Origin of the sequence: Saccharopolyspora pogona, assembly GCF_014697215.1 — a bacterium.
In the GTDB taxonomy this organism is placed as follows: Bacteria; Actinomycetota; Actinomycetes; order Mycobacteriales; family Pseudonocardiaceae; genus Saccharopolyspora; species Saccharopolyspora hattusasensis.
The window spans coordinates 511,249-533,101 of record NZ_CP031142.1; the positions used below are offsets into that span (position 1 = coordinate 511,249).

General features: G+C 67.2%; 22 protein-coding genes and 1 pseudogene. 12 read left to right on the forward strand and 11 right to left on the reverse strand.

The annotated features are described in order from the left end of the window. Positions 1-110 precede the first annotated feature (110 nt). Together DL519_RS01790 and DL519_RS49630 are read left to right on the forward strand one after the other, a co-directional pair. Positions 111-1,463 carry an HNH endonuclease signature motif containing protein gene (locus DL519_RS01790; protein WP_190812601.1) on the forward strand — a complete coding sequence of 451 codons (1,353 nt, stop codon included), beginning with the start codon at positions 111-113 and terminating at the stop codon, positions 1,461-1,463. A 141-nt stretch (positions 1,464-1,604) separates the two neighbouring features. Continuing rightward, the gene (locus DL519_RS49630) at positions 1,605-1,919 is read left to right on the forward strand and encodes a DUF397 domain-containing protein (protein ID WP_223840183.1); all 315 of its coding nucleotides are present in this window, start codon (positions 1,605-1,607) and stop codon (positions 1,917-1,919) included. On the opposite strand, the gene DL519_RS01800 is transcribed toward DL519_RS49630, so the two are convergent. Continuing rightward, positions 1,811-3,133 carry an MFS transporter gene (locus DL519_RS01800; protein WP_190812603.1) on the reverse strand — a complete coding sequence of 441 codons (1,323 nt, stop codon included), beginning with the start codon at positions 3,131-3,133 and terminating at the stop codon, positions 1,811-1,813. The genes DL519_RS49630 and DL519_RS01800 overlap by 109 nt on opposite strands. A 1,118-nt stretch (positions 3,134-4,251) precedes the next feature. On the opposite strand from DL519_RS01800, the gene DL519_RS01805 reads away from it, so the two are divergent. Next, entirely contained in the window at positions 4,252-4,842 is a 591-nt protein-coding gene (locus DL519_RS01805; protein WP_223838344.1) for a manganese efflux pump MntP, read from the forward strand. Positions 4,843-5,026: 184 nt separating this feature from the next. On the opposite strand, the gene DL519_RS01810 is transcribed toward DL519_RS01805, so the two are convergent. The 4 genes from DL519_RS01810 to DL519_RS45405 all read right to left on the reverse strand — a co-directional run bounded on the left by DL519_RS01810 (position 5,027) and on the right by DL519_RS45405 (position 7,754). Then, positions 5,027-5,497 carry a DoxX family protein gene (locus DL519_RS01810; protein ID WP_190812604.1) on the reverse strand — a complete coding sequence of 157 codons (471 nt, stop codon included), beginning with the start codon at positions 5,495-5,497 and terminating at the stop codon, positions 5,027-5,029. After that, on the reverse strand, positions 5,494-5,838 hold the full coding sequence (locus tag DL519_RS01815; protein ID WP_190812605.1) for a PadR family transcriptional regulator: 345 nt from the start codon (positions 5,836-5,838) through the stop codon (positions 5,494-5,496). Before DL519_RS01815 ends, DL519_RS01810 begins: the two co-directional genes overlap by 4 nt. A 488-nt stretch (positions 5,839-6,326) precedes the next feature. Continuing rightward, the gene (locus DL519_RS01820) at positions 6,327-7,061 is read right to left on the reverse strand and encodes a class I SAM-dependent methyltransferase (RefSeq protein ID WP_190812606.1); all 735 of its coding nucleotides are present in this window, start codon (positions 7,059-7,061) and stop codon (positions 6,327-6,329) included. 162 nt (positions 7,062-7,223) lie between these two features. Then, positions 7,224-7,754, reverse strand: coding sequence for a hypothetical protein (locus tag DL519_RS45405; RefSeq protein ID WP_223838345.1), 531 nt, complete (start codon positions 7,752-7,754; stop codon positions 7,224-7,226). 339 nt (positions 7,755-8,093) lie between these two features. Between DL519_RS45405 and DL519_RS01830 the strand changes: the two genes are divergently transcribed. The 5 genes from DL519_RS01830 (at position 8,094) to DL519_RS01850 (ending at position 10,484) form a co-directional block, all read left to right on the forward strand. After that, positions 8,094-8,399, forward strand: coding sequence for a MazG-like family protein (locus DL519_RS01830; RefSeq protein WP_190812607.1), 306 nt, complete (start codon positions 8,094-8,096; stop codon positions 8,397-8,399). Between the two features lie 184 nt (positions 8,400-8,583). Further along, entirely contained in the window at positions 8,584-8,910 is a 327-nt protein-coding gene (locus DL519_RS01835; RefSeq protein ID WP_190812608.1) for a hypothetical protein, read from the forward strand. Continuing rightward, the gene (locus tag DL519_RS01840) at positions 8,907-9,503 is read left to right on the forward strand and encodes a putative T7SS-secreted protein (RefSeq protein ID WP_190812609.1); all 597 of its coding nucleotides are present in this window, start codon (positions 8,907-8,909) and stop codon (positions 9,501-9,503) included. Before DL519_RS01835 ends, DL519_RS01840 begins: the two co-directional genes overlap by 4 nt. Positions 9,504-9,520: 17 nt before the next feature. Beyond that, positions 9,521-10,006, forward strand: coding sequence for a hypothetical protein (locus DL519_RS01845; protein WP_190812610.1), 486 nt, complete (start codon positions 9,521-9,523; stop codon positions 10,004-10,006). 103 nt (positions 10,007-10,109) lie between these two features. Then, a complete protein-coding gene (locus DL519_RS01850; protein WP_190812611.1) occupies positions 10,110-10,484 on the forward strand; it encodes a DUF6188 family protein in 375 nt (124 codons plus the stop codon). 342 nt (positions 10,485-10,826) lie between these two features. Here the strand turns inward: DL519_RS01850 and DL519_RS01855 are convergent, their stop codons facing one another. Then, complete coding sequence (locus DL519_RS01855; protein WP_190812612.1) at positions 10,827-11,330, reverse strand: hypothetical protein; 504 nt, start codon at positions 11,328-11,330, stop codon at positions 10,827-10,829. 35 nt (positions 11,331-11,365) lie between these two features. On the opposite strand from DL519_RS01855, the gene DL519_RS01860 reads away from it, so the two are divergent. Together DL519_RS01860 and DL519_RS01865 are read left to right on the forward strand one after the other, a co-directional pair. Then, complete coding sequence (locus DL519_RS01860) at positions 11,366-11,572, forward strand: hypothetical protein (RefSeq protein ID WP_190812613.1); 207 nt, start codon at positions 11,366-11,368, stop codon at positions 11,570-11,572. 150 nt (positions 11,573-11,722) lie between these two features. Next, the gene (locus tag DL519_RS01865; protein ID WP_190812614.1) at positions 11,723-13,237 is read left to right on the forward strand and encodes a sugar transferase; all 1,515 of its coding nucleotides are present in this window, start codon (positions 11,723-11,725) and stop codon (positions 13,235-13,237) included. 39 nt (positions 13,238-13,276) lie between these two features. Here DL519_RS01865 and DL519_RS01870 read toward each other — a convergent pair whose 3' ends face one another. Together DL519_RS01870 and DL519_RS01875 are read right to left on the reverse strand one after the other, a co-directional pair. After that, positions 13,277-14,419, reverse strand: coding sequence for a glycosyltransferase (locus DL519_RS01870; RefSeq protein WP_223838346.1), 1,143 nt, complete (start codon positions 14,417-14,419; stop codon positions 13,277-13,279). Continuing rightward, positions 14,398-15,723 carry an O-antigen ligase family protein gene (locus DL519_RS01875; protein ID WP_223838347.1) on the reverse strand — a complete coding sequence of 442 codons (1,326 nt, stop codon included), beginning with the start codon at positions 15,721-15,723 and terminating at the stop codon, positions 14,398-14,400. The genes DL519_RS01870 and DL519_RS01875 overlap by 22 nt, the downstream gene beginning before the upstream one ends. A gap of 197 nt (positions 15,724-15,920) precedes the next feature. Here DL519_RS01875 and DL519_RS01880 point away from each other — a divergent pair, with 197 nt between their 5' ends. Both DL519_RS01880 and DL519_RS49635 read left to right on the forward strand, forming a co-directional pair. Further along, a complete protein-coding gene (locus DL519_RS01880; RefSeq protein ID WP_190812615.1) occupies positions 15,921-17,111 on the forward strand; it encodes a DUF1972 domain-containing protein in 1,191 nt (396 codons plus the stop codon). Continuing rightward, a pseudogene (locus DL519_RS49635) lies at positions 17,108-17,614 on the forward strand (hypothetical protein); the annotation flags it as partial. The gene DL519_RS01880 and the pseudogene DL519_RS49635, both read left to right, overlap by 4 nt. 1,194 nt (positions 17,615-18,808) lie before the next feature. Here the strand turns inward: DL519_RS49635 and DL519_RS01890 are convergent. Genes DL519_RS01890 through DL519_RS01900 form a run of 3 tightly spaced genes read right to left on the reverse strand, consistent with a single transcriptional unit; the run spans position 18,809 to position 21,800 of the window. Beyond that, entirely contained in the window at positions 18,809-20,581 is a 1,773-nt protein-coding gene (locus DL519_RS01890; protein WP_190812617.1) for a right-handed parallel beta-helix repeat-containing protein, read from the reverse strand. Continuing rightward, on the reverse strand, positions 20,578-21,030 hold the full coding sequence (locus tag DL519_RS01895) for an adenylyltransferase/cytidyltransferase family protein (protein WP_190812618.1): 453 nt from the start codon (positions 21,028-21,030) through the stop codon (positions 20,578-20,580). The genes DL519_RS01890 and DL519_RS01895 overlap by 4 nt, the downstream gene beginning before the upstream one ends. Positions 21,031-21,032: 2 nt before the next feature. Beyond that, positions 21,033-21,800 carry a CDP-alcohol phosphatidyltransferase family protein gene (locus tag DL519_RS01900; RefSeq protein ID WP_190812619.1) on the reverse strand — a complete coding sequence of 256 codons (768 nt, stop codon included), beginning with the start codon at positions 21,798-21,800 and terminating at the stop codon, positions 21,033-21,035. Between the last annotated feature and the right edge of the window lie 53 nt (positions 21,801-21,853).

The window sequence follows — 21,853 nt, forward strand, 5'->3', positions numbered from 1 at the left end:
TTTTCGTTTCCGCGGCTTGGGTTTTTGGGTTTCGGGGTCGGGTGTTTCACCTGATCAAGTGACCATAAATGACGTGCGAACTGGTGTTCTAATGCGGGAGAATATTTGGTATGACACCGCTGTTGAACATCCAGGATCCGGCCGTCGGCACCACCAGTGCCCGGTCGGCGGTGTCGTGCACGGATGCCGAACTCGCCGCCCGTATCCGTGAACTGGAGGAGGGGATGCGGGTGTTGATGATGGAGCAGTTGCAGTGCATCGCCGAAGCCGACCACCGTGGTGGGTATGCCGAGTTGGGGTTCCGGTCGGCGCAGGTGTGGTTGCAGGGGTTGCTCAACATCGATGCGCGTGATGCGAAAACCCGCGTCAAGGTCGCCCGCAATGTTGAGGACCGGCAGAGCTTGTATGGCGAGGTCATGCCCGCCGACCTGCCTGAGACTGCTGCGGCTTTGGCAGAGGGTGCGATCGGGTTGGAGCATGCGCGGGTGATCGTGGACGGGGTCCGCCGCCTGCCGGAGTATGCCCGCTGTCATCAGGTCGGTGAGGTCGAATCAACCCTGGCTGGGTATGCGCGGATGATGACGCCTCGTGAGCTGGAGAAGCTTGCCGAGCGCATCCGCTATCTGCTGGATCAGGACGGTGCCTACGACGACGAGGAAGACCAGCATGAGTCGCGGGAGCTGCACTACACGGTTGCCCGGGATGGGATGACGGTCATCAAAGCCCGCCTCGACCGCGAGGCCGGGGCGAAGTTCGCCGCGCTGATGCAACCGCTGGCCGCACCGCGGCCGGAGGTGGAGGGGGAGAAGGATCCGCGCACGGTGGGGCAGCGCAACGCCGACGGGTTCGCCGCGATCCTGGACTTGGCGCTGGATCATGACGGGGTTCCGCGTTCGGGTGGACAGCGGCCGCACATCACCATCTCCATCGACTTCGAGGACCTCAAGCGAGGGCTCGGGTTCGTCGCCGCCGAAACAGGGTTGCCCGGCACCCTTAACACCGAACGGGCCATCACCGCCGAGAACGCCCGCCGCATCGCCTGCGACGCCGAGGTGCTGCCGATGGTTCTCGGCGGGGACGGGCTCCCGCTGGAGGTGGGTCGGGCGAAGCGGACCGCGCCGACGCATCTGCGGGCGGCGTTGCTGCAGCGGGACGGGGTGTGTGCGTTTCCGGGGTGCGACCGGCCGCCGGGAACCCCGGAAGCACATCACATCGCCCACTGGGTCGATGGTGGAAGCACCGAGCTGGGCAACATGGTGATGCTCTGCGGTCATCATCACCGGACCCTGCACAACCAGCGGTGGGAAACCGAGATACGGGACCGGCGACCGGTGTTCATCCCACCGTCCACAGTGGACCCCAAACGAACACCACGACCAGGTGGCAGGGCACTACCCACCCAACACCGCGAGTACCTCCGGGACCTCATCCCCACCCAGCGGGGCCCGGCGGGCGAACCATGATGCCCTGGTTCGGTCGTGGAGTGTCAGGAGGACACGCCCGCCTTCGTTTACATCGAGCACGAACGTGGCGCGGGCTACCAGGAGGAACGGCGCTCGTTGAGTCCCGAGGAGTCGCGCGAGATGCTGAAAGGGGCACGCCAGATGCCCGACACGACACACAGGTACGGTTCGTGGCGCAAGTCGAGCCGTTCCAACAACCAGGACGGCAACTGCGTGGAGGTCGGCGGGCGGGTGGTAGCGGCGGTGGCATCGGGTGTCGAACACAAACCGATGCCCCGCCGGATCCTAGTAGGCCATTGGTCCACTTCGGCTTCGGGGCGTCAGGCTGACGCGGCGGAACGGTCGGCTCACGCCACCGGCTCGGGCCGCTCGGCGCCGGTCCGCAGCGACAGCCGCGATGTCTCGGGCAGCGCGAAAGCGACCACGAAGACCGCGGCGGCGACCACCATGAGGTAGAACGCTGGCGCGATGGAGTTGCCGGTGACCGACACCAGCCAGGTGGCGACCAGGGGGGCCGTACCGCCGAAGACCATGTAAGCCAGGTTGTAGCCGATCGATGAGGCGCTGTACCGAACCCGCGTCGGGAAGATCTCCATCTGGGTCGCTACGACGGCGGCGACCACGAAGCTCCACGGCAGCGCGACGAAGAGCTGACCGAGGATGGCTGTCCACAGACTGCCTTGGGCGGCGAGCAGGTATCCCGGCACGCTCAGCGCGACGAACCCTGCCGAGCCGATAAACAGCAGCGGCTTGCGTCCGATCCGGTCGCCAAGCAGCCCCACCGCCGGCACCAGCGGAACGGTCACCGTGAGCGCGGCGGCGTTCGCCAGCAACGCCGCGGTTGGACTGATCTTGATCGTCACTGTGAGGTAGGAAACGAAGTACGTGCCCAGCGTGTAGGCACCCAGCCCGCTTAGCGACGCGATGGCGAACACCAGCGCGATTTGCCGGCCATGATCCCGCATGGCCACACGCAGCGGCGCCCTCTCGACCTCGTGCTTGCCCGCTGCCTCCCGGAACGCCGGAGTCTCGTGCATGCGCAACCGGATGATCAGGCCGACGATCGCGAGGGGGCCGCCGATTAGGAATGGCAGCCGCCAACCCCACTCAATGAACGCCGCCTCGGACATGATCACCCGCATGCCCAGCACGGTCAGGGTGCCAAGGACCGCCGGTAGCGTGGTGAAGGTTGCGGAAATGGCGGAAAACAGTCCGCGCCGGTTGGGCGGTGCATACTCGGTGATGAACGACGTCGCACCGGTGAACTCCCCGCCGCCGGAGAAGCCTTGGACCAGCCGGCACAGCGCCAGCAGGGCTGGCGCGAGCAGCCCGACAGTGGCGTAGGTGGGCAACAGCCCGATCGCCATCGTGGCGGCACCCATCAGCAGCACGATGGTAGCGAGCACGTTGCGGCGGCCGAGCCGATCGCCCAGATTGCCCCAGACAACGCCGCCCAGGGGCCGGGCAACGAAGGCCACGCCATAGAGCGCGAACGCGGAGAGCAACGCAGCGTAATCGTTGCCTGGTGGGAAGAAGAGCATGGCGATGATGGGGATGGACGCCGAGTAGATCGCGAAGTCGAACCATTCCACGAAGTTGCCGATGCTTCCCGCGGCGAGCGCCTTCAGTCCCGATCGCGGGCCGCGCGCGCCGAGGGCGTCGTCGGTCATGTCCGAACCTCCTTGAGGAAAGCCCGCTGGGGACGCGCCGATCGATGTGACGGGCTGCAGGCATGTGTTCCAACAAGTGGGCGACGGTATAGCTTACTAGGCCAATAGTCAATTGTTGACCTTAATAAATCAATGTCAGTAAGTTTCCCACCAACCCGGGGAAGGCGTCAGACACGTATCCCACGGATAAGGCCATGGCCAAGCCGGTGATGGACGAGTCTTCTACAGTCCCGGATGATGTGGCAAGTGGTCGCACGGCCTACCTCAGCGGCGAGAGTTTGGCTGCGCGGTCGTCTCCAGTATCCGGATCCGGCGGGCATCGGTCATTGACTACAGGAACATGAGAGGGAGGATCTACGGGAAGATTGTGGTGACTGATGCGAGAGTTGTATTGGTGGACTCGATGAGTCCTTGGGCAGGCCGTGTTTTAGGGCTGCGTTGATGGCGGCGCGGTGTTTTGTGATCTTGCGGGAGAGGTTGGCGAAGAGTCGCCGAGCGAGGCGCAGCAGTTCTGCTGGTGACATCGATGTCGCACACCCTTCTCGAAAGGGACCGCGCCAGCGGGCGCTGGCGCCAGGACGCCGGCCGTACCGCCCGTGCGGTGGTCCTCCCTTGCCGACGCAAGATTATTTGACGATCCCATTTCGCCAAATGTCAACGTATTCAAACGTATTCGATCAGCTTTCAACACTATTGCCGTAGCACATCGGGCTGAGTCGGCATTGATGCGTGTTCTTGTTCAGTTGCCGGCGGGGCCGACCGCCGCGTGAGCGCCGACGTTTGCTCGCGGCACTTGCGGAGCTACCGGTTTCATCACCCGTGGTTCGGCTTTGTGGGAGGGGAACTTGTCGGGCGCCGTGAAACCACGCAGTCTTGTCCCCGCAGCTTTCGCGATCCCACCGCCGGACTCGTGGTGGTCCCCTCGGATTCTGCCGTCGCCTGCCAACCCTTTCAGTTTCCTGCCCGAACGCCAGTTGCTCGCCCCTCCTCGCCGCCGTCGTCGCCATCGATTGCGGATGCTTGTCCGCCACGGCACCTTGGGAGCTGGAGCATCCTGATCGGAAAGGGAGAGCGTTCATGCGGCAGGTGGTGGCAGCTGCGCGTAAGCGGGAGCGGATGTGCTTCGTGTGGGCGGCGACATGATCGGACAGGTCGCGAACCTCGTTGCGCTTGGGTTCTTCCTCGGCCTGGACAATTTCCGGACCGCAGTCCTGCTCGGGCCGCTGCGGCTCAGCTGGCGCCGGATGATCCTGGTTTCGGCGAACTTCGGGTTCTGGGACGGCGCCGCGCCCCTGGTGGGCCTGCTCCTCGGACATTACGTCGGTGAGGCCATCGGGCCCGTGGCCGACTACGTGGGCCCGATCGCGCTCGGCGCGTATGGCCTGTACCTGCTGCTGCGAGGGTGGCGGCACCCGATGACCGACTCCGAGCAGGAGCTAGAGCACTCGTGGGTGCTCTTCGGTCTTCCGCTACCGCTGAGCGTGGACAATGTGCTCGCAGGCGCCAGCCTCGGATTGCTCGGGTTCTCCCCGTGGCTGCCAGCCGTGCTCTTCGGAGTCATCACCGCCGTGATGTCCTTCGTCGGGCTTGTGCTGGGCCGCACCACCTTCCGCCTGATTCGCAGGCGACTCAACATCCGCTACGAGATCGTGACCGGCATCGCCCTCGTCATCGAGGCGATCGTGCTTGGCCTCTCCGCCGGCGACTGAAGCACAGCCACCGGCGCTGATCGACACCATCCGAACTCGTCGATGCGGGGTAGCGCCGGTGGGCGAACGGAGTTCCAAACACCGCTGGCCGCCGTCGTGTGGGTGTCCCTGTCCCGTTTCCGGCCAGCAATCCCGACCGGGTTCGCCGTGGGACAGCGGGTGGGGGATGTGCGGTGATCGGCTGTCAGGCGGCAGAGGTGTGCCGTGGGGCGGTCAGCCAGGCGTCCAGTGACCACGCTCCCGCGCCGACGATCAGTAGGAACACCGAGCCGAACAGCTGGCTGAGTTCGGGGCGTGCCTCGTGTATGTAGCTCCACACTCCGCCGTGGGCCAGGAGGGGGAACTTGGTGAGGACCTCCGCGCCAAGCATGTCGATGATCATGGGGATGGTCGCCAGCCGGGTGAGCAGCCCGAGGATGAGCAGCACACCACAGCCGATCTCAAACACCCCGTCGAGGTAGGCGAAGAATTCCGGCGCTGGTAGTGGGGTTTCGTTGGCGAACCGGCCGGGGCCGAGCTTGGCCGGAAACAGGAATTTCTGGATCCCCTCGGACAAGAAGATGCCGCCCACGACCAGCCGGATGAGGATCGTCGCAGTCGGGGCATCAGTGCTGAGCAGTCGCGTCCACCATCCCGTGCGCACCGCAGTGGTCATGACGGCGCTCCTTTCGGGTTGTCGCGATGTTCTCCGGTGTGGTCGTGGTAGCCGAGAACTTCCCGTGCCAGCTCCCGCAGTGCCTCCCGATCGGCAGTTAGCGCTTCCAGGCCCGCATCGGTCGCGCGGTAGACCCGCCGCTGACGGCCTTCGACCAGTTCGTGCTCGGACACCAGCAGCCCCTCTGCTTCCAGCCGATGCAACGTGGGGTACAGGGTGCCCGGGCTTACTCGGTAACCGTGACTGGCCAGCTCGCGGGCCATCCACGCGCCATGGATCGGTTCCTCGGCCGCGTGGTGCAGGATGTGCAGCCGAATCGCACCCCGCAAGAACTCCCGCACCGCGCCCCCTTGGAACAGGCCGGTCTCTTGATGGCGAATCCGATATCGGCTTCCGATACTACGAGGCGGTCGAACTACTGTGCAGCCACCGCAGGGCCCGGGCGGGTGGGAGGTGAGCCGCCCCGCTCCCCGGCCGTGTCGCGTGGTGTTCATGGCCTGGTCCCCCTTCCGTTCCCCGTAGATATCGGAATTCGATATCGTCTGCCGAAATCGTAAGCCGATACAAGATCGAGGACGAGGGCATCAGGTCCTTGCAGGCCCGGAATTAGCTTGTGCACCTACATGCTCGCCGGAACGGATGGTCGGCATACGCGACTCTCCCCGGGACATGCTTCCTGTGTCTGGACTTCGCATCCGAGATGACCCATCAGTCGGATGCGTGCTTGGGCGCGGCTGGGCTCCGGGTGGGGCTCCCCGGCGGGGTACTCGCGCGCGGCGCAGCAGCCTTGCCCGGCGGGGCCCGTAGGGGCCGGGGCGGACTGCGGCCATCAAGCCTGCGTCCGGCCGATGGTGAACATGCCGAGCTCCGCCGGATCCAGGCGGTGCAGCCGCAGGCCTGCCGGCGCGAGCTCGTCGCGCAGCTGCGGTTCGCTGACCAGGTGCCAGGCGTAGCTCAGCTTGCGCTCATCGACGATCTGCTCGTTCTGGTAGGAGCGATACGTCATGTGCCAGGTCAGCATCTCCTCGCCGGCGGGTTCTGCCCGTGCCCGGCATTCGTAGCGCCGACGTCCGACGCGCTCGGATGCCGCCACCGCCTCCGGGACCTCGACCGGCTCGGCCGGGGGTTGGAGGTTGAGCACCGCCCGTCCGTCCGGCGCGAGGCGTTCGGCCAGCAGCCGCCAGATCTCCAGACGCTCGGGAGGGGAGAAGTGGCCGATGACGTTCATCGCGACCACCAGGCTCAGCTGGCCGGGCAGGTCAGCGTCCAGGAACCCCTCCGGTAGGACCGTCACCCGCTCGCGCAGCGAGTCGTGTGCGTTCACCCTGGCCAGCAGTGCCGACCGCAGGCCGGCGGAGGGTTCCACGGCGAAGATCTCGGCGTCCGGCAGCGCGTCCGCGAGCACCAGGGTTCCGCTGCCGCTGCCTGCCCCGACGTCCACCACCGGCCCGGAGGTGGGGTCGGTCATGCGGGCCGCCGCGGTCAGTGCGGGACCGAGGGCGCTCCAGAACGGGCCGATCAGGATGTCGATGAACTCCGCCGACTCGGCGTACTGGTCGATCACGGGACTCCTCGTGTCCTGAGACGGGTGTCGGGCTTCTGGTGTGGTCAGTTCTGGCGCGCTCGGCGCTGGAGATCGGGCGCCCAGTGCAGCCGGCTGGGCAGTCCGTCGGCGGTCAGCGGTGTGGGCGCAACCCAAGACAGACAGGAATGATAACCATTATCGTTAAGGTCTGCCAGTGATGCTGCCGGTCGGGTCTTGGATGGAAAGGGACCGGACGAGGGGGTCGCGGTGGAGCGCTTCGGCGATGTCGGCGGGATCCAGCACGCCGTCCGCGAAATGCACGCCTGGGGCGATCTTCTCCTGGAGGACGGCGTCGGCCGTCAACGCCGCGACCACGCCGCTGAGCTGGTACGGGTCGCTGGTGCGCAGCGTCAGCGACGATGACGCTCCGGTGGTGGTCGGGATGCAGGCGGTGAGCGCGTAGTACGGGTCGCGCTCGCGCAGGTCCGATTTCGCCGCCTGTATCAGCAGTTCGATGTAGTCGTTCCGGAACTCGGGGTCGTCCGCCCAGGCCATCGCCAAGGTGGTCGGAATGGCCTGGGAGGCGTAGGCCGTGTAGAAGCGCAGTTCGGCGAGGCGGAGTTCGGCTGCCAGCCGGGCGCTTTCGGTTGGCAGGAAGGGCATCGCGTCGACGGTCTCGGGAAAGCCGGGCGGCTGCACAAAGCGCTGCGGGGTCAGGCTTCGCGAGGCCACGGCCCCATTTCGCCATCGGGCCAGCGATGAGTCGGGGGAGCAGCCCGGTCAGGCCTGGCATCAATCCTGCGGAGAAGACGGCTACGTGGTCGCCGAACGTCGGGCCGAGCGCGCGGAGGGCTGGGACGTCCCCGGCGACGTCGACGTAGTGCGCGCCGGCTTCCAGTGCCGCTCGGGCCACGGTGTCGAGGATGTGATACGAGGGGCCGGCGCAGTTCACGACGAGGTGTGCGCCGGAGCAGAACTCCTTGAGGCTCTCCGTCGGGTCAAGGTTCGACGCAACGACGCAGATGCCTACTGGAGCAGCGGAACCGCTGGGGCTATGCCCCTGATCCTGGGATGAACCGGAACCTCAGCGAGATCCTCACCGAGGTCCGCCGGCTCCGCACGCGATTCGCACGCACGGCATCCCGGCGGTGGGAACCGGTGACCGCAGCAGCGGAACTGGCTGTCCAGGTCGGACACCTGGCCATGTGCGTCTTGCGTCGAAACGGCAGCGACATCTCGTCCCTGGAAGACCAGGAACGTCCCTTGACCGACATCGGGGACGAACTGGCCGACGTGGCGTTGGCAGCGTTGAGCATCGCAGTGCTCGCCCAGGCCGAGCCCACCAGTTCAGCCCCTCAAATCCCAGTTACTCCCTGACTTGATGTTTAGTCCGGCCGCGCCGGTTGGGTCTAGGGGAAATAAGCGGGACGAATTGTCGTAAAAGAATCACGCAATGTGCTGTCGGCAACAAAATAGGAAAGCTTGTTGGTCGAGAAAAGTGTCCAGTGTCCAGCTCGGGTCTGGAGAAGCTTGCCTCCGTGGGGAAGTGAAGAGGACTGCGATGGCTGACGGATTCCATGTCGATCTAAAGGCGTTAGCGCAGGCCGGCGATGGAGTGAATCAGACGTTGAGTCAGCTGGCGCGGCACCGGGTCGACACGATCGACGACGACGGCGCGATCGTGTGGCACGACCGGCTGGCCGGAACGATCACGGACTTCTGTGACCGGTGGCAAATCGGTGTGAACCTGGCAAAGGACGGGCAGGCAATCGCAGGCCAACTGGCGCACTGCGTCGAGACCTACCAAAAAGTAGATCTGGACGCCCAGGAGCAACTCGCGGGCATTGTCGAGCGGCCTACCGGTCCCGATCCCGCCGGGCCGCGATGACAGCGGAGCTGGGAACCACGAACGACCCGAAGGTCCTCGTATCAGGTGATGTCGGCGCGCTCCAGGCCATCGCGCAGCAAATGACCACCTACGGCGACGCACTGCACGACGCCGGGGCAGGGCTGCGCAGCATCGACACAACCGAGGGCTGGAGCGGCGCTGCGGCCGACAGCTTCCGAGAGGTTTTCGATGGCGAGCCGCCCAAATGGTCCGAGGCCGGTGACGCCTTCCACGACGGCGCAGGCGCCCTCACCGGATACGCCTCCACCTTGTCCTGGGCGCAGACACAGGCTCAGGACGCGATCCGGTTGTGGGACGAGGGAGAAGCCGCAACCCAGAGTGCCAAAGCGGAGCACGACCAAGCGGTAGGTCAAGCTGAACAAGACGCTGCCGCCAGAACCACGAACGGCCCGCCCGCCACGGCACCGTCGATACCGTTCAACGACCCAGGGGAAGCCAAACGAGCGGAGGCGCGCAGGATCCTTGACCGCGCCCGAGGCCAGCTCCGCAGCGCCGGAGACGCAGCGGCCGACACTTGGTCACGCCCGGGACAAAGCACCGGAACGGTCTGGCTTCTGGGACGACGTCGGTGACGTTCTTGGTGATATCGGTGACGACTCGTCAACATCGGAACCATTTCGTCAACGACCTCGCCTCGGTTGGCAACGCCATCCTCAACCATCCCACCGATGTTGCCATGGCTGCCGCGGGCATCGGGCTGATGGCCGTCAGCGCTGGCGGTGAAGGGCTCGGTATTGCCCTGGATGCCACGGGTGTTGGAGCGATTGGCGGTGTCCCGCTCAATGCTGTGTCCGCAGCTGGCATCGCGACCGGAGCGACCATGGTCGGTGCCGCCGCCATGAACATCGCCACCAACGCCGCAGGCGATGACCGCGTCGAGCCGCTCGATGAGAACAACAACGGCTCCTCAGACGTCGACGGATACCCGCCCGGGGTCAAGGACGGCTGGGAAGCCCGAACCGCCGACAACGGTAAGGGAACCGTCTACCAAGATCCCGGTGCGAGCGGCAACGCGAACATGGTGCGGGTGATGGACCCGAAGCCGGGTTACCCGGACGGATACGTCCGGTTCTAGGGCAGCCAGTGGGGCTCAACGGAAAACCAGGGCCCAACTCCGAAACGCACATACCCCTACGTCCTGACGGCTCCTACCCGGTTCCGGAAGGCTGGTAAGGAAAATGGACCTCAACCTGCAGGGGCAACAGGTCACCGAGCAGAGCTTCGACTACACCGTGTCCTTCGGGACCAGCGGAGGGTTCGAGCTCCGCATCGAAAACGACTACACACTCCGGACGTCCCACGGTGTGCTGCGTTTCTCCCCCGAACCGTCCAATGCGGACTCGGATGATCTGCAATCCCTTGCAGAACAGGTCATCAGCAAGGCATCCATCGAGAACGATGGCACGCTCATCGTGAGATTCGCCAGCGGAAGCGAGCTTCGTGCGCACCCCAGCCGCATCTATGAGGCCTGGACCGTAGCCGGCCCCGGCGGGATGAAGGTCGTGTGCATGCCCGGCGGCGAGCTCGCCACCTGGAAGGCGAACAAAACCTAACCAAGTGGCATCAGTCGGCCCCGCAGATGACCGCGGTTCCGACGCCGTAGTTCGTTCTCTCGGCGATCGGAGGGCGTCGGCGGCCGCCAGTCATGGCTATGGCGATCGCGATTGGCGTGATCGCTACTGGCGGTCGGCGGCCCAGGCGTACCCAAGCGGTGCTCTCGGTGGTCGGCTTCTGCTTGGCAGCGTTGGCCGTGTTGATCAAGCCTGGTGCAGGCGCGGCCGAAGTGGTGGGTGGTGTGGTCGGCTCATTGGGCGAACGGCGCCACGCCGAGAGTCTCGCGTGCAGACGACAGCATGAAGGATCTGGCGATTCGTGGTTCGTCTGGAGGCTCTCATTCAGGCAATCCGCCCACTCGAGTGAGAGTCGTGCAAGCCGAGTCCGGTCCGGGCAACATGCGCGGACCTCAAGGTGGTGTCCAGGGTTGTCAGCAGCTGCTGTGCGAAGGTGATCGCATCGGGCTTGCGGTGCGGTCGCAGTGTCACATGTTGGATGGCCTGCTGGCGGTCACGTGCGCAGACGCCTCCCCAGATTCCCCAGCTCGTGCCCTCGTCGCTTTCGTCGGTCAGGTCTGGGAGCCACCATGCCGAACTGCCGGCGATGGCCTGGCGCGCGCGTTCGGTGGCGGTCTTAAACTCGGACAGCGATGCGGGCTCCGGCAAACCGGTGTGTTGGCGTTCGCGGCACTCGCCGCACAAACCATCAAGGGTAATAGTGACTTTCGGGCAAATTTCGACGTCGATCGGGCGCCGTCCCGCCAATCCATCCTGCGCGGTATCGGCGGCGCGGCGTTCTTCATTTTTTTCTTGGCGAATGGCGCCTACTTTCGCGTAACGGGGCACCTGTGGCTTGCGGTGGTGGACACCGTGCCACCTACGTGGACCCGGCCGACGCGCCTTCGCCGCAAGTTGTCTGGCAGGCACGCAAACCGCAGGCGCCGGAGATCAGCTTCCGCACGCGTACCATGACCTGGCCGGACGGATCGAGTTTCAAGTTCCCCCTGCGCGGCCGTACCGAGGAACAGCGCCTGCGGAAGTACTACGAGTCCCCGGACATCATCCACTGGAACGGGCGGCCGACGTAGCACCAGCGCGGGGCGCGTTGCGCCTTTCCAGTCCCCATCGCCGTTCACCTCTCGTCGGGAAACGTGTAACGGATTCGTGATTGCCCCGATAGCTCTGACGTCCGATCGCTTCCGCCGCGCGGACGTTTCTGCCAACTGTAGAGGGGACCGATGCAGGAGCCGATGTGCGCAATGATGTCATTGCCGGATGGCGTAGGGTCAGCCGGATCCGTCCGGGCCCCGCAGTTGAACGCGACAGCGCCTCCGGACCACCCGCTCCCCGCACTGCCCGCGATGGTGTGGGAACGGCGGTACCGATTCGCGGTGATCGCCAGCGACGCCGTCGCAACAGCGGTGGCTTCGGCAGCGGGGGCGGTCTGGGTGGCAGTGCTGGACATCGCGGTGCTGCCTCCGATGGTGTTGGCGTTGCTCACCGCGGTGGCCGTGTTGTGGGCCCTGGTCGGTTCCTGGAATATCAGGGTCCTGGGGCAAGGACACGAGGAGTACCGGCGCCTGGGGCGAGGGATCTTCTCCGCTGGCGTCGTCCTGGCGGTCGCGGGGCTTGCGGTACCGCCATTAGACGTGCGGCCATGGGTTTTCGGTGTCTTACCCGCGCTTGCGCTTCTGGTGCTCGCGCAGCGGTACCTGCTGCGCCGCTACCTGCACAGCGCCCGCAGCGGCGGCAGGTGCCTGCTACCGGTGATCGCCGCGGGCAGTAGGCACACGCTGCGCGATCTCATCGCCCGCACCCGCCAGCAGCCGCACGTCGGATGGCAGATCCAAGCGCTGTGCCTTCGTACTGAGGCCGGCGAGGGGCCGGTCTGTGAGGTGGATGGCGTTCCGGTGATCGGTGATGTCGATGAGCTCGCTGAGCACGTCCGGCGCGGCGGCTACCGGGTGGTCGCCATCACCGCCGATGCCTACTGGACTCCGCGCCGCTTGCAGGAACTGGCGTGGAAGATCGAGGACACCGCCGCCGAGATGGTCGTTGCCCCGGTGCTGATGGAGGTGGCCGGTCCCCGGCTGCACGTGTCGTCGGTGCTGGGGATGCCGATGCTGAAGGTCAGCGAACCCTCCTTCACCGGTGGTCGCCGAGTCGTGAAGGCTCTCGCCGACTGGGTGAGCGCGTTGCTCCTGCTGGGCCTGATCGGGCCGGCGATGCTGGCGATCGCCCTCGCCGTGAAGTTGTCCGATGGTGGACCGGTGATCTACCGGCAGCGCCGGACCGGACGAGGCGGCACCACGTTCACGATGCTGAAGTTCCGCACGATGGTGGTGGGCGCGGACGCGATGCGAACCGCGTTGCGCCCGGCCAACGATGCGGAAGGACCGTTGTTCAAACTGCGCCGCGACCCGAGGGTGACCAAGGTCGGTGCTCTGCTGCGCCGGTACTCGCTCGACGAGCTGCCGCAGCTGTTCAACGTCCTCGCCGGGCACATGTCGCTGGTCGGCCCGAGGCCGCCACTGCCGGAGGAGACCGAGACCTACGACTACGTGGTGGGGCGCCGCTTGCTGGTCAAGCCGGGGCTCACCGGGCTGTGGCAAGTCAGTGGTCGCAGCGACCTGTCGTGGGCCGAAAGCGTCCGGCTCGACCTGCGGTACGTGGAGAACTGGTCGCTGGCGATGGACGCCGTGATCCTCTGGAAGACCGTGCGCGCGGTGCTGACCAAGCAGGGCGCGTACTGACGGCCGTTGACTCGTCAGCGGCGGCGGGCGACTGGCTGGTCAGCGGCGGCGGGCGACGTCGGTTGCGATCGCGGCGATGTCGTCGTGGTAGCGCTGCGGTGAGAACACCTCCTGGGCGTGCTGGCGAGCCTGCGCTGCCGTGTCGAGAGTTCCTTGCCATTGGGCAAGCGCATCGCTGATCGCTTCGGCGAGGGCGTCGGGGTCGTCGGCGGGCACGACGCGGCCGTAGCGTCCGTGCGCGACGGTTTCCGGCAAGCCCTGCACATCGGTCACGATCACCGGAGTTCCGGCCAGTTGCGCCTCCACAGCGGTGTTGCCGAAAGGCTCGAACCGTGACGGGACCAGCGCGATGTCGGCGCCCCGGTAGGCATCCCAGACGTCCGCGCGGAAACCGCGGATGGTGACCACCTCGGCCAGGTCGTGACGCCGCACGAGGTCCGCCAGTTGCCGCTCGTACCACTCGTAACCGGTGAACGCGGACCCCAATAGGTCGAGGACGACGTCGTGGCCATCGGCGCGCAAGCGGGCGATCGCGCGCACCGCGACGTCGGTGCCCTTGCGCGGTGACAGTCGACCGACGAGCACGATCCGGACCGGATCGGGTCGCTCACCGCCACGGGACGCGGAATGCGCCGGCCCGGCAATACCGTTGTAGACCAGGCGGATCCGGTGACGCAGCCGAGGCAGCGGTCGCGTGATCACGCGAGCCGTGGCCTCGCTGTTCACCACGACCGAGGTAGCACACAGCAGGGGAGCAGCGAGCGCGGTCCTGATCAGGCGTGGTGCGCTGTCCTCAGCCTCGTGCACGTGGGCGATCACCGATCGCCGGGTCGAGCGGGCGAGCAGGAGCCACAGCGGCACGGTCACGGTATTGACGTACACGACGTCGGGGCGGGTCCTCCGCAGCAACCGCAAAGTCGGCGCCACTGCCCGCAGGCCTTCCAGTAGCAGCCGCAGGAACCCCGCCGGGCGCAACGCCGACTTCCGCAGCACCGGGGTCGGGCACAGGACCACGTCCGCGCCTTGGTCGCGCAGTCGGTCGGCGAGCGGCCCCCGCTCCGGCAGCGCGACCACCACCCGCCAGCCCGCATCGGTCAACGCGATGACCGACTCCAGGAATATGCGGTCGGATCCGTACAGCTCGGCACCGGGATGGACCATCAGCGCGGTTCGTTGGACCAACGTCGCTCCAGCTCTTCGACGGGGATATGGGGTGGCAGCACCGAGGGCGAGTTCCGCGCACCCGCCATGCTCGTCCACGCAGCTAGCAGGAACAGCCAGACGCAGGCGACGTTGGCCGGAGCCCCGAGCCCTTCGGTGAACATCGAGTTGGCGAGCGAGCCCGACAACACCGCGAGGATCAGGATGCGATCCAGCCGCGGCTCGGGCCGGAGGTTCCGCAGCGCGACCGCGGCGGTGAAGATGCGGCCGAGCAGCACGAGCCACACCACCGCGCCGAGCAGTCCGGCGTCGACGAGCACGTTCACCAGCCCGTTGTGCCCGCCGCCCAACCCGATCTCGTCGAGGAACAAGCCCCGTGAGGCGGTGAGACCGTGGCCGTAGAGCGGGCGTTGGAGGAACGCATCCAACGCGTAAGCCCACAGATCCGTCCGCGAATTCAAAGACGCGAGCCGTTCGGCGGACTCACCGCGGACGAAGAAAGCCTCGATCAGCGGTCCCGCGGCGAGCCACGCGGTGATCAACACGAGCGCCAACGCCACCGTGATCTCCAGCCGCCGGCGGCCGCGCCACCGCAATCCCGCGATCACCAGGCAACCCACGATCGCCCCGAACGCGGCCCCGCGCGTGTTGCTCCCGATCAACCCGGCGGCGCAGATCGCCAGCAGCACGAGGTAGGCGGGCAGCGGCCAGTGCGGGCCCGGCCGGGCCAACCGGTGACCGAAGGCGTACGTGACCAGGATCACCACCGCGAGCGCGAGGAACTGGCCCGCGTCCACCGGATGCAGGTACAGCCAGGTGAACCTGCCGGGCTGCGTTGGAAGCCGGGGGAACGGCACGACCACGCCGAAGACGACCGAGGCGCTGACCAGGACTGCGAAGGCGTGCGCGATGCGGTGCAGCGCATCCCGGGCGCAATGGCGGGCAATCGAACGGCTCAGCGCCAGCACGACCACGACCTGGCAGGCCCGCACGAGGGCCAGTTCGCGGTACGGCGAGTACAACGCCGAAAGCACCAGGACCGCCGCGTAGGAATAGGCCGAACAGGTGATCCAGTCGGCGCGCCGCAGCTGGGACGTGGGGCGGAAGCGCAGGAACAGGAAGCACGCCACGGCCGCGTAGACGGCGATTTCGGCCAGTACGAACAGGTCGGGCGAGCCAGACACCGACTGGTCGTCGGCGCGAACGCGGAACTTGTATTCGCTGGCCACGATCAGTGCGAGCACGCACACGACGGGCCAGCGCTCGGCGTCGTAGGCCCGGCGACGCGACACGCCATAGCGGCGTCGAAGGGCATTCCAACTCACGGACGGTCCTCGGATCAGGTGGGTTCGGGCGCGAATGCGCCGAAGACGGGTTGCCGAATGGGTGTAACGACTACCCGCCGTCGGCATATTACAAGCTGGGCACCGAATCGAGTGAGCCGCGCGAAAACAGCTTTGCGGCTCCAGGGCTGCCCGTCGTGATTCGGTGGCCGCCCTTCGACGAAACGGTAGAACGAAACATGCGGATTTCGATGCTCGGAACCCGCGGCGTGCCCGCGCGTTACGGCGGCTTCGAGACGTGCGTCGAGGAGGTGGGGAGACGACTCGTCCAGCGCGGACACGAGGTCACGGTTTACTGCCGCAAACTCGGCGGGCGCGGCCCCCGCCCCGAACGCCACCTCGGGATGCGGCTCGTGCACCTTCCCGCGCTGCGCCGCAAGACACTGGAAACGCTGAGCCACACGGCCCTTTCGGCGTTGCACGCGGTGGTACGGCCACCGGAGGTGGCGGTGGTGTTCAACGCCGCCAACGCGCCGCTGCTGCCACTGCTGAGGCTCCGCGGAATTCCCACGATCACCCACGTCGACGGCTTGGAGTGGAAGCGGGCCAAGTGGGGGCCTGCGGGGTCGGCCTACTACCGCCGTGCCGAAGCGCTCGCCGTCCGCTGGTCCGACGCGCTGATCGCCGACGCCCGGGGGATCCAGGACTACTACCGCGATCGCTTCAACACCGAGACCGACTACATCCCTTACGGGGCACCGGTCCTCACCGAGGTCGGGACCGACGGCATCACCGATCGCGGGCTCAGCCCCCGCCGCTACCACCTGGTCGTGGCCAGGTTCGAACCGGAGAACCACGTGCACGTGGCGGTCGAGGGCTACCTCCGCAGCAACGCCCGCCACCCGCTGGTCGTGGTGGGATCGGCACCCTACGCCGACGAGTACACCGCGAGCATCGCGCGAGCGGCGAAGGGCGATCCCCGGGTGCGGCTGCTCGGCGCGGTGTGGGACCAGCGACTGCTGGACCAGCTCTACGGCAACGCCTTGACCTACATCCACGGTCATTCCGTTGGCGGCACCAACCCCTCGCTGCTGCGCGCGATGGGCGCAGCAGCCCCGACTTCCGCCTTCGACGTATGTTTCAACCGCGAAGTCCTCGGCTCATTCGGCCGCTACTTCCGCGATCCTGGCGACCTCGCGGCGTTGTGCGACGCTGCGGAAGCCGACCCAGCGGGCACCTTGCTGCGCGGAAAAGAGCAGGTGGCCTCGCTCGACCGCTACACGTGGGACGGGGTAGCGCAGAAGTACGAAGAACTGGCCGCCCGCGTCCTGATCGAGGACAGGCGCACACCCACGCCGCGCGGGCTGCCCGGCGCGCGGCCTGCCGCCGCAGCGGCCGTGTCCATGCCGGAAATTAAGGAGGTCCGATGAATCGCGCGAGGAAGCTGTCGTGCGTCGCCGCAGTCGCGGTCGCCGCGTTGTCGGCAGCGGTGGTGCCGGTACCGGCAGCGATAGCGGCGGAGTTGCCGCAGCCGGTCACCGCCGGGGCGCTGCCGACGCCGCAGACCGACGGTGTGGTCTTCGCGGTAGCCATCGTGGGCAACACCGCCGTCGCCGGCGGTAAGTTCAGCAAGGCGCGCCCGGCCGGCGTGGCGCCGGGGGGACCAGGTGAGGTCACCCGCAACAACCTGCTGGCCTTCGACGTGACCACCGGCGAACTCCTGCCGTGGGCACCGGTGGTCAGCGGCAGCACGTTCTCCGGCGCGGACCCGGGACCGTTCTGCAAGACCGCCGGCGCCGGGCGGTGGATCTGCGACACCGTGTTCCGGATCGAGGTTTCGCCGGACGGGAAGAAGGTCTACGTCGGCGGCGACTTCGACAAGGTCGACGGCCAGTGGCGCTCGCGCGTGGCCGCCTTCGACGCCGCGACCGGCGCGCTGGACCCGTACTTCAAGCCCCGCGTGGCCGGCCGGGTCCGCGGCCTGTCGATCACCGACGACACCGTCTATCTCGGCGGCGGCTTCAACGCCGTCGACGGCGTGCCGCGCACCCGGCTCGCCGCCGTGTCCACCGGCAGCGGCGCGCTGTTGCCCTGGGCTCCTACCGCGGACCGGGAGGTCTTCGCGGTGCTGGCCGCCCCGGCCCAAGGGCGCACGGTCATCGGGGGAGCCTTCGACAACGTCAACGGCACCTACCGGCACGGACTCACCGCGGTCGACGCGGCCAGCGGTGCCCTCGTACCGTGGAAATGGGTCACGCCCTCGTCCGATGACACGATCACGGACCTGGCCACCGACGGCACGGGGACGGTCTACGTCGGTTCCTACAACTGGCTCGGTGGCAATCCCCGGCTCGAGGGCAGGGGCGCCATCGACATCGCCACCGGCAAGCCGCGCTGGATGGACGGCTGCTACGGCGACACCCAAAGCGTCGCGGTAGCGGGCGGTGTGCTCTACAGCGCCTCGCACACCCACAACTGCGCGGCCATCAACGCCGTCCCCGAGAACGGAACGATCGACTACCACCGGCTGCTCGCCGAGACGACGACCGCCACCAAAACGGCCCAGCGCAACGTCAACAACGTGCGGTCCGGCGACCCGGTTCCGGAGTTGCTGCCGTGGCTGCCCAACACCAACGGCGGCCCCGCCGGCAGTCCGTGGTTGAACGGGCCGTGGGCAGTGGACAGCGACGGTCGCTACGTGGTGGTCGGCGGCGAGTTCACGACGGTCAACGGCAGCGCCCAGCAGTCGCTGACCCGCTTCGCCGCCCGGGGCGTTCCCGGCGCTGTCAACAACGGGCCGCAGGTGCCGTTCCCAGCCCCGGAGCTCAACCGGCGCACGTTGGGCGGAATCTCCATCAGGTGGACGGGAACTTGGGACGCGCAGAACCGGGAAATCCGCTACGAGGTGATGCGCACCGGAACCGCGAACCCGATCTACACCACCACCAGTAGCGCCTGGCCGTGGTCGGTGACGACGATGAGCTTCACCGACAACCAAGCGCCGCAGGACAGGGCCGAGTACTGGATCAGGGCGGTCGACGCCGACGGCGCAGTGCTGAGCACCCCGCGCAGCAGCATCGGCTGATCCCGAGGGGACGCGGGGACGTCGGAGCAGGCGTCCCCGCGCTCACCCCCGTGGGCCGGTGAGCGCGCCGATGTCGGGGTGGTCCAGCGGTGGAATGCCGAGTATCCGGGCGACATCCGGCGGCAGGGCCTGACCGGCGCGGACACCCGGCGTGGAGGGGCGAAGCGAGTAATCGCCCCGGGCCGGATCGCGGAACGGGGCGGGCGGCGGTGCTACCGCCAGGCTGTGCGGGTCGAGTCCCGTCCGTTCCCGCAACTGGGGCAGCGTGTTGATCGTGACGACCTCACCCGAGCCGAGCGACCAAGTGCCCAACGGTGCCGAGCCCGCTGCCCGCAGGAAGGCGTTGCCGTCGCTGGCGGAGATGAATGGTGACGCCGGTTGGGGGTGCGGCTTGTAGTCGGCGGACTCGATGAACGGCTCGGTGTCGTGCTGCCTGATCAGGAAGTTGTTCACCAGCTCGGTGTTGGACGTGATCCAGGACAGGCCCAGCTCGGCGCTGTAGGGGTCCGAAATCGCAGACCGCTTGTCGTTGTACAGTCCGAGCTCGATCCCGTTGTCGGCGAACGTGTTGTGCACGAGCCGGACGTGGTCGGAACTGGAGACCTTGATGCCGCGCCCGCCGTTGGAAACCACGACGTTCGACGCGATCAGCGCCCTCGCTGAGACCTCGTAGTACAGGCCGTTCACGGCGTTGCCCCGCGCGATGTTGCGGACCACCACGGCATCGGTGCACCCCAGATCGCACCACCACCCGGTGCCGATGTTGTCCGTGAACGTGTTGTCGGACACCCACGCCCGCTTCGTGCGCGTCATCTTCGCCCCCGCCGCTCCGATGGCCTCGCCGGTCAAGGCGAAGTGCTCGTTGTTGTTGCGCGCGAAAGTGTTCGAGGCCAACCGGAGCCCGTCGGCCCGGTTGGCCATCAAGCCGACCAGGCCGTTGTCGAGGAAATGGTTGCCGATCACGTGCGCATCGGGTTGGAAGACCGCTGCGCCGCTGGAGGCGGAAGCGGAGAAGATGTTGTTCTCCAACACCACCGACGGCGCGTTCACCACGACCATCGCGCCGCGCTGGCCGTACTTCTGGTTCGCGCCGTAGTGCGCGATCCCGATCCCGCGAATCGAACTGCCCGCGGCTTCCGGGCCGTCGAACTGCAGCAGCCAGTCGAACTCGGTTGCCTCCACGAACCGCCCGCCCGGGTCCTCGCCGATCAGCAGTTCCTTGCGCGCGACGTCGACGTAGAACGTGCCGTCGGTGACCGATCTCCGCTCGCCCACCTGCCGAAGTGGCCTGCCGTCGACGAAAACCATGTCCGGTAGTCCGGCCAGCGGGTGCGCCGGGTCGATGATCTCGGGCAGGAAGCAGGTCCGGCACAGCGGCGGGTTCCAGCCCGCGTGCCGCCACACGGCGCCGTCGCGGGACCACTGCGAGACCACCCGGCTGCCCTTGAGCCAGACGCGCTCACGCGGATACGGCTGGATAGACAGCTTCTTGACGATGATGCCGACCGTCTCCCGGTACGTTCCCTCTCGCAGGACGATCGTGGCGCCGGGCCGTGCCCGGCGCACCGCCTCGCCGAGACTGCGCAGCGGACGCGCTTCGTCGCCCTGCGCGGAGTCCTTCCCGTTGGTGGCGACGAAGAGCGCGCCGGCGGGCACCGGGTAGTACGTCGTGTTGATCGTCGCGTCGATGGGATGCGCTGTGGTTCTGCCGTTGCCGTTCGCGGCGCAGGATGCCAGCAGCGCAGTCACGAGGGCGATCGCGGTCACGAGGGCGATAGCGGGGACGCGCCGGTCGCGGCGATGCGGCCGGTTCATGTCGGCCCGGGCTCCAGCTCGCCGAGCACACCGGGCGAGGGGAGCGAGATTCGTTGCCGCAGCAAGGTGCTGGACGTGTGGGTGGTGTAGCTGAAGTAGCGGATTCGCGCCCCGACGGCGGACAGCTTGCGCTCCAACGCCTCGGCGCGTGCCGTGCCGCGCCAGTCGCTGCCCTTGAACAGCACGTCGAACCGGAGACGTTCCCACATGCAGAACTTGTCCTCGTACTGGTCGGTGACGGCCTCGGCGACGCACCGGATGTTGCGCACGATCTCCAACCGCTCCTCGAAGGGGATGACCGGCTTGCGGCCCTTCACCTTCAGCAGGACGTCGTCGGTCACCACACCCGCCACCAGGTCGTCGCATTCCTCGCTGGCCCGCTGCAGGATGTTGAGGTGTCCGATGTGGAACATGTCGAAGGCGCCGGGTGCGTATCCGATGGTGGGCATCGTCACCGCTCCTGATCCGCAGCCGTGCGGTCGAGGCGCGCCATGTCACCGAACCACTTCGGCAGCGCCGCGGCGAGGAATGCGGTGTTGAGCAGGAAGAGCCCGCCGTAGAGCAGGGAGAACGCCATCGGGGACCCCAGCAGTAGGAAAGCCAGGCACAGCACCCCGTAGTCGGTCGGCAGGACCAGCAACGACCGCAGGATCGAAGGTGATCCCGCAGCGGGGGCCGGTGCGCCGGAACCGGAGTTGCGGCCGCGGCGCAACTGGTCGTTGAGGATCATCGCGAAGAACATGACGGTCTCGACCGCGGCGTAACCGAGCGGGACCAGCAGGAATCCGCTGGGGAGGTCGAAGAACCGGAACGCGCAGACGAGCACGGCCAGGTGCAGGGTGGCGATCTTCGCGCTGTCGATCACGTGGTCGAGCCACTCGCCCGCGATGCTGCCGGTGTCCCGCAACCGGGCGAGTTGCCCATCGGCCGAATCCAGCGCGTAGCCGACGAGCAGCGCCAGGCCCACCGCGATGCCCAGCGGCCACGACGGTGCGGCGGTGGCGACAGCGGTGATGCCGGCGAAGGTGAACAGCGCGCTGACGGCGGTGACCTGGTTCGGTGTCGCCTTGAGCACGAAGGCGGCCGCCGCGAGGTAGCCACCAGCCTTGCGGTTGACGAACCGCGAGTAGGCCGGCGCTCCCTTGGCCGACTTCTGCGCGGACGGCAACCGGCGCAATGCCGCCGCAAAGCCGGATTTCGGCATGTCGGTGGTGGTCATCGAAGCCTTTCGCTCCTGTAAAACACGTGCGGGGATCACTGGGTAGGCCAAAG